This window comes from Bacillus pumilus (assembly GCF_038738535.1).
In the GTDB taxonomy this organism is placed as follows: Bacteria; Bacillota; Bacilli; order Bacillales; family Bacillaceae; genus Bacillus.
Genome location: NZ_CP046128.1, coordinates 1,847,590 through 1,862,407, shown reverse-complemented (window position 1 = coordinate 1,862,407; position 14,818 = coordinate 1,847,590). Strand labels below are relative to the sequence as shown.

10 protein-coding genes are annotated in these 14,818 nt (G+C 42.2%); 6 read left to right on the top strand and 4 right to left on the bottom strand.

Annotated elements, in window-relative coordinates; genetic code table 11:
• The first annotated feature begins 147 nt into the window (after positions 1 to 147).
• The 6 genes from GKC25_RS09160 (at position 148) to odhB (ending at position 9,336) form a co-directional block, all read left to right on the top strand.
• Entirely contained in the window at positions 148 to 1,455 is a 1,308-nt protein-coding gene (locus GKC25_RS09160; RefSeq protein WP_034660929.1) for a LysM peptidoglycan-binding domain-containing protein, read from the top strand.
• Between the two features lie 76 nt (positions 1,456 to 1,531).
• A complete protein-coding gene (locus GKC25_RS09155; RefSeq protein WP_034660928.1) occupies positions 1,532 to 2,110 on the top strand; it encodes a superoxide dismutase family protein in 579 nt (192 codons plus the stop codon).
• Between the two features lie 89 nt (positions 2,111 to 2,199).
• A complete protein-coding gene (locus GKC25_RS09150) occupies positions 2,200 to 3,078 on the top strand; it encodes an ATP-binding protein (RefSeq protein WP_003215912.1) in 879 nt (292 codons plus the stop codon).
• Between the two features lie 11 nt (positions 3,079 to 3,089).
• Complete coding sequence (locus GKC25_RS09145; RefSeq protein WP_034660927.1) at positions 3,090 to 5,006, top strand: vWA domain-containing protein; 1,917 nt, start codon at positions 3,090 to 3,092, stop codon at positions 5,004 to 5,006.
• A gap of 224 nt (positions 5,007 to 5,230) precedes the next feature.
• A complete protein-coding gene (gene sucA, locus GKC25_RS09140; RefSeq protein ID WP_034660925.1) occupies positions 5,231 to 8,065 on the top strand; it encodes a 2-oxoglutarate dehydrogenase E1 component in 2,835 nt (944 codons plus the stop codon).
• A 14-nt stretch (positions 8,066 to 8,079) separates the two neighbouring features.
• Positions 8,080 to 9,336 (top strand): 2-oxoglutarate dehydrogenase complex dihydrolipoyllysine-residue succinyltransferase, encoded by a 1,257-nt coding sequence (odhB, locus tag GKC25_RS09135; protein ID WP_034660924.1) that lies wholly within the window; start codon positions 8,080 to 8,082, stop codon positions 9,334 to 9,336.
• A gap of 26 nt (positions 9,337 to 9,362) precedes the next feature.
• On the opposite strand, the gene GKC25_RS09130 is transcribed toward odhB, so the two are convergent.
• The 4 genes from GKC25_RS09130 to GKC25_RS09115 form a co-directional block, all read right to left on the bottom strand.
• Positions 9,363 to 10,322 carry a bile acid:sodium symporter family protein gene (locus tag GKC25_RS09130; protein ID WP_060596548.1) on the bottom strand — a complete coding sequence of 320 codons (960 nt, stop codon included), beginning with the start codon at positions 10,320 to 10,322 and terminating at the stop codon, positions 9,363 to 9,365.
• A gap of 158 nt (positions 10,323 to 10,480) precedes the next feature.
• Positions 10,481 to 11,302, bottom strand: a complete 822-nt coding sequence (locus tag GKC25_RS09125) for a superoxide dismutase (protein WP_034660922.1) — start codon at positions 11,300 to 11,302, stop codon at positions 10,481 to 10,483.
• Positions 11,295 to 13,169 (bottom strand): terpene cyclase/mutase family protein, encoded by a 1,875-nt coding sequence (locus GKC25_RS09120; protein ID WP_187703917.1) that lies wholly within the window; start codon positions 13,167 to 13,169, stop codon positions 11,295 to 11,297. The genes GKC25_RS09125 and GKC25_RS09120 overlap by 8 nt, the downstream gene beginning before the upstream one ends.
• A gap of 102 nt (positions 13,170 to 13,271) precedes the next feature.
• Entirely contained in the window at positions 13,272 to 14,756 is a 1,485-nt protein-coding gene (locus GKC25_RS09115; protein WP_034660920.1) for an aldehyde dehydrogenase family protein, read from the bottom strand.
• Positions 14,757 to 14,818: the final 62 nt, after the last annotated feature.

The window sequence follows — 14,818 nt, the reverse complement described above, 5'->3', positions numbered from 1 at the left end:
TATTTGTTATTGCCCAACGTCTACATGTCGAGTAATATAATAGAAATAAAGATAAAATAGTGCAAGAGAAGCAGAACCATTAAATGCTAAACTCAAAACTAGTACATAAGTCTTATTGAATGAAATATGAAAGGCGGAGATTCATCTATGAAGAAAAAAGTAGTAACCGGCCTCACAGTTTCAGCGATCGCTGGCTCAGCTGTGTTTGCTGCACCGGCAGAAGCACAGACGATCAAAGTGAAAAGCGGTGACTCACTTTGGAAGATTGCCGAACAGTACAATACAAGTATTTCGGAACTTCAATCTCTTAATCAACTAAAAACGACGATGATTTTTGCAGGACAAAGCTTGAAAATTCCTGGCGCAAAAAACAAAAAATCCAGCTCGTCAACTGGATCAAAAGCAACGAAATCAAATGCTTCAACGACATCAAGCTACACTGTAAAGCTTGGAGATTCTTTATGGCTCATTGCAAAAAATCATAAAATGTCAGTCGCAAGCTTAAAAAGTCTAAACAGCTTAAACAGTGACTTAATTCGTCCTGGACAAAAGCTAAAGGTATCTGGAAGTACGAAGACAAGCGGGGGCCAGTCATCAAACTCCTCTTCAAATTCCAGCTCAAACAATAAGACAACGAACTCAAATAGTTCATCCTCATCAAGTACATACAAGGTTAAATTAGGGGATTCTCTCTGGAAAATTGCGAATTCGCTCAATATGTCGATTGGTGAAATCAAAACATTGAATGGGATAAAATCTGATATGATTTATCCGAATCAAGTATTGAAAGTAAAAGGGACGGCTGCATCAAAACCAAGTCAGCCGAAAGCACCTGCTAAACCAAGCAACCCGCCTTCAAGCGGGAAAGCGACATCTTATACTGTAAAATCAGGCGATTCCTTATGGAAAATTGCGAATCAATTTAAAGTGCAGGTTCAATCCATCCGCACAGCAAACAGCTTAAAAAGCGATGTGCTTAGAATTGGACAAGTTCTAAAAATTAATGGTGCAGCTTCAGGCTCAACTGGGTCGAATGGTTCTACGTCTAACGGTTCGACAACTCCGGTCAATAATAACAAAAATGATGTGCCGATGAATGCAAAAATCACGACGATGATCCAAGAAGGGAAAAAGCTGACAGGCATTCCTTACAGATGGGGCGGCAATACACCATCTGGTTTTGACTGTAGCGGCTTTGTTTATTACCTCATTAATAAAGTTTCCTCTGTATCCAGATTAAGCACAGCAGGCTACTGGAGTATGATGAAACCTGTGAGCACACCACAGGTTGGCGATTTTGTTTATTTCACAACATACAAAGCGGGTCCATCTCATATGGGACTATACCTTGGCGGAGGAGATTTCCTTCATGCAAGTGACAGCGGAGTTGGGATATCGAACTTAAGCAACCCATATTGGAAAAAAGCCTATTTAGGTGCAAAACGTTTCTTCTAAAAAAAGCCGATTTTCGGCTTTTTTTGTTTGCCTATTGTTCAGATTGTCCATACTGATATCAAAAGGGGGCAGTCATATGAAAAAGTCAGTGTGGGTGATCATGATGTGTCTGGTCTTTGTCGCAACAGCATGTCATGCACCGCCGAAAAAAGAAACGACAGAAGAAATCAGCGAGGTTGCAGCACCTAAACAAGCACCAGTTACCACGACACTCATCAATGAAAACGGGCAAAAAATAGGCAGCATCGAAGTAAGAGATTCCTCGGAAAATGGGCTGGATTTACATGTGAAAGCGAAAGATCTGCCTCCTGGTCCTCATGGCTTCCATATTCACGAAACAGGAATATGTGAAGCGCCAGATTTTGAAACGGCAGGGGCTCACTTTAATCCAACACACCGGGAGCATGGATTTGATAACCCAAAAGGCCACCACGCTGGAGATATGCCTAATTTAGAAGTTGGGGCAGATGGACAAATTGATGTTGTCGTGAATGTACCAGATGTGACGTTAAAGGGAGGTCCAAACCAATTAATCGATCAAAATGGACGGAGCTTTATCATTCATGCAGAAGCAGATGATTACTTAAGCAACCCTTCTGGAAACTCAGGGAAACGCATCGCTTGCGGAGCGATTACAAAAGAAATGGTAAAATAACAGATGTCTAGCCTTTATGTATTGAGTGCATAAAGGTTTTTTTAGTATACTTGGTGAGGAAAATGATCGAAGAGAGGAATTAATCATATATGTTTAACGAACAATCACTCCCAGAAGAAATTCAAGCAATGATTGAAGCAAAAGCAAAAGGACTAGAAGAAGAATTCCGTCCGCTTATTGGAACAGGCGGCTATGAATCACAGGATACGTCTATCATACAAGATGCGATGATTGCACTAGCACTCGGCAAAAATGTTCTTTTAAAAGGGCCGACCGGCTCAGGTAAAACAAAACTAGCAGAAACTTTATCTGCTTTCTTTCAGCAGCCGATGCATAGTGTGAACTGCTCGGTTGATCTTGATGCAGAAAGCTTGATTGGCTATAAAACCATTCACAATGATGGTCAAGTTGCTTCTATTGAATTTATTGAAGGACCCGTAACGAAAGCGATGAAAAAAGGCCATCTTTTATATATTGATGAAATCAACATGGCGAAGCCGGAAACACTGCCTATTTTAAACGGTGTACTCGACTACAGAAAAATGATGACAAACCCATTTACAGGCGAGGTCGTTCGAGCAGATGAAGGCTTTGGCGTGATTGCGGCAATCAATGAAGGCTATGTCGGCACAGTGCCTCTAAATGAAGCGTTAAAAAACCGTTTTGTTGTGATTGACGTTCCATATATCGGCGGCGGTATCCTAAAGGATGTACTGCAATCTCAATCTGTATTAAAGGATGAACGGTTAATCGATCAATTCGTGCAGCTCTCATCAGACCTCATTACACAGGCGCACAACGGGCAGGTAAGTGAAGAAGCGGCATCCATCCGCGCACTCCTAGACACATGTGATCTTGCGCAATACATCCCGCCGCTTCGTGCAGTTGAACGAGGGATTGTTGAAAAGCTAGAAGATGACCGGGAAAAAGCAGCGGTAAGAAATATTGCCCAAACATTATTCGAGTGAGGTTCTGACTTTTGAAATTCATCAAATTTAATGACAGCAGAATCGATTCATTTTTATTTATGGAATTAACGGATTTAGCTAAAACGTTAGCAAAAAGTGATGATGTCGAGCTTGAATACGGAGTGCATTCTTACTATGAGCCTTTTGAAAAGAAAATTTTCATCAGCCATTTTTGGGATGATCGTAAACAAGAAGACATGACAGCCGGGCTAAAAAGTGATGTGTTCCTCCGTGCAGTAGGAACTGTTTATAGTGATCTGACTGTCTTTCAGGAAATTATTCGCTATGCCCATACAATTTCCATTCCTGATCTATGTAAACAATTGTTTATGCTGTTTGAAGATATCCGGATTGAAGAGCGGATTAAACGCGATCGCCCAGGAACAAAAAAGGTATTTAAACGAAGAAGAGAGCTGTACCGGCGACACTTTAAGACTCAATTAACAATTAACCAAGAGCGAAGCATTCTAACGGATGCACTCTATTGTGCAATGTATGTGAAGCTGACAGCTGATTCGCCGCTGGAAGAGATTCCGCCTCTTCACGAGCGGATCAACCCAATGATTCCGTTTGTTGAATCAAGTCTTGAGCGTGTATATGAAGCGGGTTCAACCGGAGATATCGCAGTCATTGTCAAAGAATTAATGGAAGGCTTTGATGAGCTTCTTGATAAGGATATGCTGAATACGTACTTTTTCTTCCCGGAATTGGACTATGAAAAAGCGGCAAAAGAACCGCTGTTTCATGACTTGAAAAGAAAACCTAAATTAAGTGAGGACATCAAAGTCGACCGCGAAAAAGAGGGCGATGAAGATATCCACCAGGAGTATATGGAAGTGTGGCATCGAGAAACAGAAGCGCCGTCAAAAAGCTTCCTTCAATTTGATTTAGAGCACGGCGGTAAAAGTGATCTCGGGAAGGATGCAGCAAGAGAAGGCGATGACGGAGATCAAGCACTCGGCACTGTCCAAGGCTCTGCCAAGCAAACATACCGAAAAGATTATTCAAAGCTTGAGGCGCTGGAAGAGGCTGAAGGGGAAGAAAGCGGGGCGGATGCTCATGAGAATGGAAAAGAGAACAAATATGCGTTTCCAGTCATGATTTCACCTGATCCTCCCGCGCCAGAACAAATCGATGTATACAAGCAGCACGCTAAGGAGATTGAGCCTTATCAGAAACGCTTAAAACAGATGATTCAAAAAACGCTCGAACACAAAAAATCATGGCCAAAAACGGACCTTCATGCAGGACGCCTCAGTAAAAAGCTGATTCGGTATTTTACAGATTCTAACCCGCGTCTTTTCTATAAAAAACAGGCACCTTCTTCGGAGATTGATGCTGTTTTCACTTTATTAGTAGACTGTTCTGCCAGCATGTTTGACAAGATGGACGAGACGAAAAAAGGAATTGTTCTATTTCATGAAGCGTTAAAATCCGTTCAAGTCCCACATCAAATTGTAGGATTTTGGGAAGATACAAACGACGCAACCGAAACAAGTCAGCCGAACTATTTCAACACGGTCGTGTCGTTCAAAGATTCTTTATTTGATGCAGGTCCTTCCATTATGTCCCTTGAACCAGAAGAGGATAACCGGGATGGCTATGCGATTCGCCAAATGACAAAAATGATTTTAAAACGAAGAGAAGAGCAAAAGTTTCTCATTGTCTTTTCAGACGGAGAGCCAGCTGCCTTCAGCTACGAACAAAATGGGATCGTCGATACACATGAAGCAGTTCTTGAGGCGAGGAAAAAGGGTATTGAGGTGATCAATGTGTTTTTATCCAATTCGCCGATAGAAGAAGCACAGATAAAAACCATTCAAGATATGTATGGCAAGTTCAGCATTTTTGTACCAGATGTCGATACATTGCCGGATGTCTTATATCCATTACTGAAGAAATTACTGCATAAAAGCATTGGGGCATAAGGTTTTGCCCCTTTCTTCAAAATATTTTTCGGAATGATTTAAATTTTTTGTTTTTCTGTGAATTTTTTATCTTTAATTGAACAAAGAATGTAGAAAGTAATCCGAAACAGTGGTAGAATATTATTGGAAGCGTTTTATTACATAAATTTGGTCATTGTGTTCTGGAAGTTATATCGAGATAGTGTTCAATCACTTGATGATCAAAGTTGGGGGTAGTGTTCAAAATGTTTCAAAATGATGTGAAACAACCGTTGAGTTGGGAAGAATTTCATGGTCCGAACCTCGGCTATGTGCTCGAGCTCTACGATCAGTATGTCCAGGATCCTACTAGTGTTGATGAAGATCTAAGAGGCATATTTGATGAACTTGGTGCACCACCGAGTGAAATGAAGGAGGAAATTGGGAAAAAAGAAAATAGCGTAGTTACTTCTGAACAAATCCAAAAGATAGCATCAGTCGTTAAACTGGCAGAAGACATCAGAACGTATGGCCATTTAAATGCTTCCGTCAATCCTCTTCGCAAAGAAAAGGAATTACAAGAGCTGTTTCCTTTAAAGGAGTACGGTTTAACAGAAGAAGACGTCAAGAATATTCCAATATCTATTATTAGTCCTGACGCACCAAAACACATTTCAAACGGCATAGAAGCCATTAACCATTTGAGAAATACGTATAAGCGTACCATTTCATTTGAGTTTGATCACGTGCATGATTTCGAAGAACGAAACTGGCTCTCAAAATCGATTGAGTCTGGTGAACTATTTAAGAAAAAACCAGCGGATAAACTAGTTTCTGTTTTCAAGAGATTAACAGAAGTTGAGCAGTTCGAACAGTTTCTTCATAAAACATTTGTTGGGCAAAAGCGCTTCTCAATAGAAGGATTAGACGCACTTGTCCCAGTACTTGATGAAATTATTTCAGAGTCTGTTACACAAGGGACTTCAAATATTAACATTGGAATGGCACACAGAGGCCGTTTAAATGTATTAGCACATGTGTTAGGAAAACCATACGAGATTATTTTCTCAGAATTCCAGCATGCGCCAAATAAAGAGCTTGTTCCATCAGAAGGCTCTATCGGCATCAGCTACGGGTGGACAGGTGATGTAAAGTACCATCTTGGAGCAGATCGCCAAATTAAAGACGAAGATACAAAGAGTGCGAGAGTCACGCTTGCCAATAACCCAAGTCACTTGGAATTCATTGATCCAATCATTGAAGGAAGCACACGTGCCGCTCAGGAAACACGTACTCAAAAAGGTTATCCAGCTCTAGACGTTGAAAAGGCATTAGCCATCTTAATTCATGGTGATGCGGCATTTCCTGGAGAAGGAATTGTGGCAGAAACATTAAATTTAAGTCAACTTGTAGGCTATCAGGTGGGCGGAACAATCCATATCATTGCAAACAATATGATCGGATTTACAACAGAAAGCAATGAATCTCGCTCAACAAAATATGCAAGTGACCTTGCAAAAGGGTTTGAGATTCCAATTGTTCACGTCAATGCAGATGATCCAGAAGCATGTTTAGCGGCTGTTCAGCTAGCTGTAGAATACCGCAAACGCTTTAAGAAGGATTTCTTAATTGACTTGATCGGTTATCGCAGATTCGGTCATAACGAAATGGATGAGCCTTCTACGACTCAGCCGATGCTGTACGATGCAGTCAGAAAGCACAAAACGGTCAAGAATATCTTTGCAGATAAACTTGTTACAGAAGGTCTTCTAACGAAAGAGCAGCGTGAAGAAATCGAGCAGGCTGTAGCGACGAAAATAGAAGAAGCCTATCAAAAGGTGCCTTCAAAGAAAGAGCATACGATTCAAGAAATTGAACTGCCAGAACCAGTATCAAATGGCTTCCCAGCAGTGGATACATCAGTAGAATTTGATGTATTACGAAAGCTGAATGAAGAATTGATCAGCTGGCCTGAGGATTTCCAAGTATTTGGTAAGCTCAAGCGGATCCTTGAAAAACGTGCAAAAGTGTTTACAGATGACCGTAAAGTAGAATGGTCGCTTGGGGAAGCACTTGCATTTGCATCTATATTAAAAGACGGTACGCCAATTCGAATGACCGGACAGGATTCAGAGCGCGGTACTTTTGCTCAAAGAAACCTTGTTCTTCACGACAGTCAAACTGGAGATGAATTTATTGCTCTTCATGAGCTGAGTGATGCAAACGCATCATTTACTGTTCATAATAGTCCACTGTCAGAGGGCTCAGTGATCGGATTTGAATATGGTTATAATGTCTATTCTCCTGAAACGTTAGTCATTTGGGAGGCTCAATTTGGAGACTTCGCAAATGCGGCTCAAGTGTATTTCGATCAATTTATTTCAGCTGGCCGCGCAAAATGGGGACAAAAATCAGGTCTAGTGATGCTCTTGCCGCATGGATATGAGGGACAAGGACCTGAACATTCAAGTGGTAGAACAGAGCGTTTCCTGCAATCAGCTGCTGAGAATAACTGGACAGTGGCGAACCTGACAAGTGCAGCGCAATACTTCCATATCCTTAGAAGACAGGCGAAAATGCTGCTTCGTGAAGAGATTCGTCCGCTTGTCATCATGACACCGAAGAGTCTGCTTCGTAATCCGAACACATTGTCTGAAGTCCAGGAATTAACGGATGGACAGTTCCGTCCAGTTCTTGAACAGCCAGGCCTTGTGCATGAACACGAAAAAGTATCGCGCCTCGTGCTATCTAGCGGAAAGGTATCAATCGATATTAGTGATCGTTTTACTCAAATGGAAGAGACGAAAAATTGGCTTCACATTGCGAGAGTGGAACAACTATATCCATTCCCAGCCAAAGATATTAAAGCGATTTTATCGAAACTAACAAACTTAGAAGAAATCGTATGGGTGCAAGAAGAGCCACAAAATATGGGGGCTTGGGGATACATTGAGCCATATTTACGTGAGATTGCGCCTGAAAAAGTAAAAGTACGTTACATCGGCCGAAGAAGACGTTCAAGTACGGCTGAGGGTGACCCAACTGTGCATAAAAAAGAACAAGAACGAATTGTATCTGATAGCTTGACTCGCAAAAACTAAGGGGGAAATGAAAAATGGCGGAAATTAAAGTACCTGAATTAGCGGAATCGATCTCGGAAGGAACGATTGCTCAATGGCTAAAGCAGCCGGGCGATTATGTGGAGCAGGGAGAGTACCTGTTAGAACTTGAAACAGATAAAGTCAATGTCGAACTGACAGCCGAAGAATCTGGTGTACTGAAAGAAGTGCTGAAAGATTCTGGTGACACTGTACAAGTTGGAGAAGTCATTGGAACAATTGCAGCAGGTGAAGCTGGCGGAAGCGAGTCCGCAGCTCCAGCACCTGAGCAAGAGTCTGCACCAGCTTCGAAAGAAGAACCGGCAGCTGCCCAAAAAGAAGAAGCAGTGAAAGAAGAGCCGAAATCTGGTAATGGCAGAACCATCGCTTCTCCTGCAGCTAGAAAACTGGCGAGAGAGAAGGGACTAGACTTATCTGAGATTCCAACCGTAGATCCGCTGGGCAGGGTACGAAAGCAGGATGTCGCTTCTTATCAAAAGAATGAAGCACCTGCAAGTGCACCGAAAGCCGCGCCAAAAGCAAATGCTGCGGTGCAAAATGAGCAACCAGGAAAGCCAGTTGAACGTGAGAGAATGTCACGCCGCAGACAAACGATTGCAAAACGTTTAGTTGAGGTTCAGCAAACGGCTGCGATGCTGACGACATTTAATGAAGTGGATATGACGGCCGTGATGGACTTAAGAAAGCGCCGTAAAGATGCCTTCCTTGAACAAAATGATGTAAAGCTTGGCTTCATGTCCTTCTTCACAAAAGCAGTTGTAGCAGCACTGAAGAAATATCCGCTGCTTAACGCAGAAATTCAAGGTGATGAGCTCGTCTTGAAGAAATTCTATGACATCGGCATCGCCGTTGCTGCTAACGAAGGACTTGTCGTACCGGTTGTCCGTGATGCAGACAGATTGTCGTTTGCAGGGATTGAAAAGGAAATTGGTCATCTTGCGAAAAAAGCAAGAGATAACAAATTGTCTCTGAATGAGCTACAAGGTGGATCATTCACGATCACTAACGGTGGAACATTCGGTTCACTGCTTTCAACACCAATTTTAAACAGCCCTCAAGTTGGAATTTTAGGTATGCATAAAATTCAGCTTCGTCCTGTGGCAATTGATGAAGAACGTTTTGAAAACCGTCCGATGATGTATTTAGCTCTTTCTTACGACCACCGAATTGTCGATGGTAAAGAAGCAGTTGGATTCCTTGTCACGATTAAAAACTTGCTTGAAGATCCGGAGCAGCTATTGCTTGAAGGATAATCTCCAATTTGAAAAGCTAGCACCCGTTAAGGTGCTAGCTTTTTTTCTTTTTCATTTTCAGGATTTCCTTTTTTTGACCAATATGTTGCAAGCCAGGAACCAGATAAATTATGCCACACACTAAAAATGGCACTTGGAACGGCTGCAAGTGGCGAGAAGTGCGCTGTTGCTAGAGCTGCACCGAGTCCAGAGTTTTGCATGCCAACTTCGATCGAGATCGCTCTACGAGAAGGGATATCCATTTTGCACCACTTTGCGATCAGGTAACCAAATAAAAGACCAAGTCCATTATGTAATATAACAACGGCCAATATCAGCAGTCCAGATTGAAGAATCTGCTCTTTATTTGCACTGACAACCGCAGCAATGATCACCACAATTCCGGCAACAGATACAAGCGGCAGTGCTTGAACCGCATACGATACTTGTTTTTTAAAAAACAATTTCACAAGAATACCTAAAATAATAGGGATTAAGACAACTTGTACAATGGATAAAAACAGAGCCTCTGGTGATACAGGTAACCAAGATCTTGCAAAAATTAAAATGAAAACAGGGGTTAAAAACGGCGCAAGCAATGTTGATATGGTGGTTACAGCTACAGATAAAGCTGTATTTCCTTTCGCCAAAAAGGTCATGACGTTCGATGCTGTACCACCTGGGCAGCAGCCTACGAGAACAACTCCTACTGCGATTTCAGACGGAAGCCGCAGTCCGTAAGCTAACAAAAAGGCAAGAAGCGGCATGAGTGTGTACTGCGTCAGCACCCCGATCAGAACATAAAGAGGTTTTCGAAACAGTTCTTTAAAATCTTCAGCGGACAAGGTAAGCCCCATTCCAAACATAATAATACCGAGTAAAAAAGGAATATACGGTCCAATCTTAGAGAATTCGGCAGGAAAGGCAAATCCAAGAAGTGCAAAGACAATGACCCAAATCGCAAAGGTCCTTCCTGCAAAGTGACTAATAGTTAAAAGAATCTTCATTTATTGTTTCAACTCTCTTTCCTTACATATCTTTTTTATTTTAAACGAATTTTCTGAAAAAACAACCCATTCTTTATAAAGGCGATCATAATAAAATTATGTAAACTAAATTGAATTAAAAACCCCCATATAAGCATTTGCCTATATGGAGTATCGTCTTAAAAAGGGGTCCATTTCACTTGCTGAGCTTGCTTTAGTCGTGCTTCTGGCTCACGCCAGTCAACGACATTCCACCAACGGTCTACATATTGTGCTTTTTCATTCAGATATTGCAGATAGTAGGCATGTTCCCATACGTCAAGAGCTAGAAGAGGGATCACATCCCATTGTGATAGAAATTGATGGCGTTCGGCTTGTAAAATCTCTAATCGTTGAGATCTTGGTGCCCATACAAGAATGGCCCAGCCAACACCTTCTACTTGTTTGGCTGCAGCTGAAAATTGGGATTTGAATGCATCATAGCTTTCAAATGATTGTTCAATGAGACGCAGCATTTGTCCAGTGGGCTTTCGTTTTCCTGAAGGACTCATAGAAAACCAAAAAATGCAATGTAAATAGTGTCCCGCACCATTGAAGGCAAGCTCCCGTTCCCAATGCTTGATCATTTTAAAATCATTGGTTCTTCTCGCTCTTTTTAAGGCAAGCTCAGCTTGATTCAGACCATCAACATATGATTGATGATGTTTCTGGTGATGCAAATACATAATCTCTTTTGAAATAAACGGTTCTAGTGCATCATACCGGTAAGGGAGCGGAGGTAATTTATGGTCGCCAGCTGCCACATCCCGCATTGCTTCTAGTAATTTCATATCCTCTGCAATACTTTCAGCCAATTCGTACCACTCTTCTTCACTGGAATATTCATCATTCATGATGAACGATAAATGTTCTGTTTTCTGACGGATGTTGTCATCTTGAACTGCACCTTGAATGGAGCTAAGCCAATCTTTAAGCTGCATGCGATATTCTTCCTTATTCATTTTTACGCCTCATTTCTTCTAAAAATGTGGAACAAGCCATCATTGGAAAGACAAATGGATAGCTATGATAGGTGATGTAAAATTGCTTTGGAAGACCAATGCCTACTGGATAGTGCAAGGCTTCACTCGAGTGCTGATGATGAATCAAAAATGAGATGGCTTTTAAAATTGTTGTGTGATCCGGCTTCTCATATTGTAAAAGTGCCTCAGCAGCCCAAGCCGTTTGAACCACTGTTCCAAATGGGAGCGGGACATATCTTTTTACCTCTGCACTTTTACACGATTCTCCGAAGCTGCCATCTTCCAATTGAATTGTTTTTAAAAATCGACACGCTTTTTGAACAGCAGGATGCGATGAGGGGATGCCAGCAGCCTTTAGTCCTGTTAATGCAGCCCAGGTTCCATAAATATAGCAAACACCCCATCTGCCAAACCATGATCCGTTGTTCTCTTGATGATCAAGAAGCCATTTTACGCAATGATCTTTTTGCCTTTGCATGAGTGGTGACATGTTGTTCTCTTCAAGACCGATGAGATGAAGCACACGACCTGTAATATCAGGAGTAGATGGGTCAATGGCCACATCCTCAGCAGATTCGAGCGGAAGATGACGAAGCAAGAAGTGATCTTGATTTTTTTCAAAAGCAGAAAAGCCGCCATCACGGTTTTGCATGGAAAGAAGCCAATCAAACCCTCGTTTCCACTGAACGGGTGCGTAGATGTGAGGAATGGCTTTTAACACAATTTGCGTATCATCACAATCAGGGTTATTTGTGTTCAAATCTGAAAAACCAAAGCCTCCCGGAGCCGCATGCCGGTTATGAACCGCCCAATCTGCTTTCTTCATTTGCTGCCGGTTCAATAAGTACGTAAAAGACTTTTCGATAACTGGATCTTCTTGTGTTCTGCCTGCTCGCTGAGAAGCATAACTGACAAGCGCTGTATCCCAAACTGTGGATGTAGAATTCTCAGCATATTTCCTGCCCCCACAGTCAGTGACTATCTTTTTCATCCCTTTAACTGCTTTTAAAATGAGATGATGCCCAGGAGAGTATCCAAGACTCATGAGTGCATAGACCATAAAAATACTGGCACTTAAATAGCTGTACAGCGTGCCATCTTTTTCAAGTCGGTCAAACATATACCGCTTCGCTGCCTCATACCCGAAAAAGTCGAGGCGGCTGTCGAGTGCTGTATACGACCGCATGTACGCTAGAAAGTGGTGAGTGGAACGTTCTTCTCTTGCCATAAACCAGTCAAAAGGACTTTTAGACATGTTCGCATCAAGATGTGCTAAGCTTGGAAACTTTTCATGAGAGGTATATCGTTTGTTGAGTGCAATCATCATTGGGACAAAATGAATTCTTGCATATGCACTAAGATGATAGAAGTGCAGCGGAAAGTATGTAGGGATGAGTAAAAATGAAAGTGGCGCATAGAAGTATGGCCAAGGGTGCATGCCATTGACGGCAAGCATCCACTTTGTCATAATATGAACGTCTTTTAATCCGCCTTTTGATCGAATAAAGTGTGCTGCTTTTTCCATATGCGGCTCATCTTGTTGAAACCTGCCTGAAACAAGCATTCCACAATAGCCTTGCACAGTCGCTGTTACATGTCCCGATTGATCATGATACAAAGAAAAAGAACCATCCTCATTTTGCTTTTCGCGAATCGCTTCTGCCAATTGATGAACCAACGCCTGATCCGAATCGCCAACAGCCTTTAACAGCATAATCAAAAAAGCATTTGTCATCATTGGGCCTTCAAAGCAGAAGACAAAAGCGCCATCTTCTCGTTGTCTGCGCTGCATTTGCATGTGTAATTCATCAATAAATTCGTTTACTTTCGTTTTGAAATCTTGCATATTCGGCCTTGCTCCTTACCTTTATTACTATATTCAGGAGCCTGCCTGTCACATGCAATCACAAAAAAGCCGATGACATGGTCACCGGCTTTATAGGCGTCATTAGTCTTGGAGATTAATCCACACACTTTTGACTTCTGTATAGTTGTTAAGGGCGTATGATCCCATTTCTCTGCCAAGACCTGATTGCTTGTATCCTCCAAATGGGGATGCAGCATCAAAGACATTATAGCAGTTGACCCAAATCGTGCCTGCTTCAAGACGTGCAGCAATATCATGGGCATGCTTTAAGTTTTCTGTCCAAAGTCCTGCGGCTAATCCATAATCAGACTGGTTGGCTCTTTCGACCACTTCATCAATGGAATCGTATGGAATGGCAGATAAGACAGGGCCGAAGATTTCTTCTTTTGCGATGGTCATGTCATCTTCTACATCTTTAAAAACAGTAGGGGAGACAAAATAGCCAGCCTCATAAGGGCAATCGCCACCGACAACGGCTGTTGCACCTTCAGATTTACCTTTTTCAATATAGCCTAACACGCGCTCGTGCTGTTCTTTACTTACAAGAGGTCCGATTTGCGTATCTTGATGAAGACCGGCGCCTTGCTTGAGTGATGTCGCATATTTGGCCATTTGATCGACAACCTCATCATATTGGCTTCGGTGAACAAAGACCCTAGAACCTGCAGAGCACACCTGGCCTTGGTTAAACATGACACCATTTAGAGCACCTGGAATGGCTTTCTTTAAATCGGCATCTGGCAAAATAATATTAGGTGATTTTCCGCCAAGTTCTAATGTGACCCTCTTAATGGATTTGGCTGCTTTCTCCATAATGAGTTTCCCAACACTTGTTGACCCCGTGAAGGCAAGCTTGTTTACATCAGGGTGATCGGTTAATGCGTTCCCAGCAGTTTCACCAAATCCAGGAACGATGTTAATCACACCTTCTGGGAAGCCGGCTTTATCCACTAATTCAGCTAAATAAAGAGCAGAGAGGGGTGTTTGTTCTGCTGGTTTTAAAACGATGGTGCAGCCAGTTGCAAGTGCAGCACCCATTTTCCACATGGCCATGAGCAGCGGGAAGTTCCAAGGAATGATTTGTCCTACAACGCCAACAGGCTCATGACGGGTATAATTAAAGTACCCTTGACTGACAGGAATGGTTTGTCCGCTTATTTTGGTCGTCCAGCCCGCATAATAGCGCATATGCTCAATGGCGAGAGGGATATCTGCATTTGTTGTTTCATTAATTGGTTTTCCGTTATCTAATGTTTCAAGCTGTGCGAGTTCTTCTTGGTTTTCTTCCATTAGATCGGCAAGCTTGAACATGAAGCGGGCGCGTTCAGCGGCAGATATGGAGCGCCAAGGACCATGAAAAGCTTTTTTTGCAGCTTTTACTGCCTCATCAATGTCTTTTGCACCTGCTTCATATACATCAATAAGGGTTTCACCTGTGGCCGGGTTAGGAGTCGAAAAGGTTTTGTTATCGTGACTTGTGACAAACTGACCGTTAATGTAGAGTTTTTTCGTCCCTTGGAGAAAAGATTCGAGTTTTGAACTAATTTGAAGTGTTGTAGAGCTCATAAATAAACAAACCTCCTTAAAGATATGGATTGTTCTGCGAGTTCTAGGTGGAAAAGCGGACC

Excerpts from the sequence above, each read along its gene's own strand:
- GKC25_RS09160 (WP_034660929.1), top strand. The coding sequence starts at position 148 with ATGAAGAAAAAAGTAGTAACCGGCCTCACAGTTTCAGCGATCGCTGGC.
- GKC25_RS09155 (WP_034660928.1), top strand. The coding sequence starts at position 1,532 with ATGAAAAAGTCAGTGTGGGTGATCATGATGTGTCTGGTCTTTGTCGCA.
- GKC25_RS09150 (WP_003215912.1), top strand. The coding sequence starts at position 2,200 with ATGTTTAACGAACAATCACTCCCAGAAGAAATTCAAGCAATGATTGAA.
- sucA (WP_034660925.1), top strand. The coding sequence starts at position 5,231 with ATGTTTCAAAATGATGTGAAACAACCGTTGAGTTGGGAAGAATTTCAT.
- odhB (WP_034660924.1), top strand. The coding sequence starts at position 8,080 with ATGGCGGAAATTAAAGTACCTGAATTAGCGGAATCGATCTCGGAAGGA.
- GKC25_RS09130 (WP_060596548.1), bottom strand. The coding sequence starts at position 10,322 with ATGAAGATTCTTTTAACTATTAGTCACTTTGCAGGAAGGACCTTTGCG.
- GKC25_RS09125 (WP_034660922.1), bottom strand. The coding sequence starts at position 11,302 with ATGAATAAGGAAGAATATCGCATGCAGCTTAAAGATTGGCTTAGCTCC.
- GKC25_RS09120 (WP_187703917.1), bottom strand. The coding sequence starts at position 13,169 with ATGCAAGATTTCAAAACGAAAGTAAACGAATTTATTGATGAATTACAC.
- GKC25_RS09115 (WP_034660920.1), bottom strand. The coding sequence starts at position 14,756 with ATGAGCTCTACAACACTTCAAATTAGTTCAAAACTCGAATCTTTTCTC.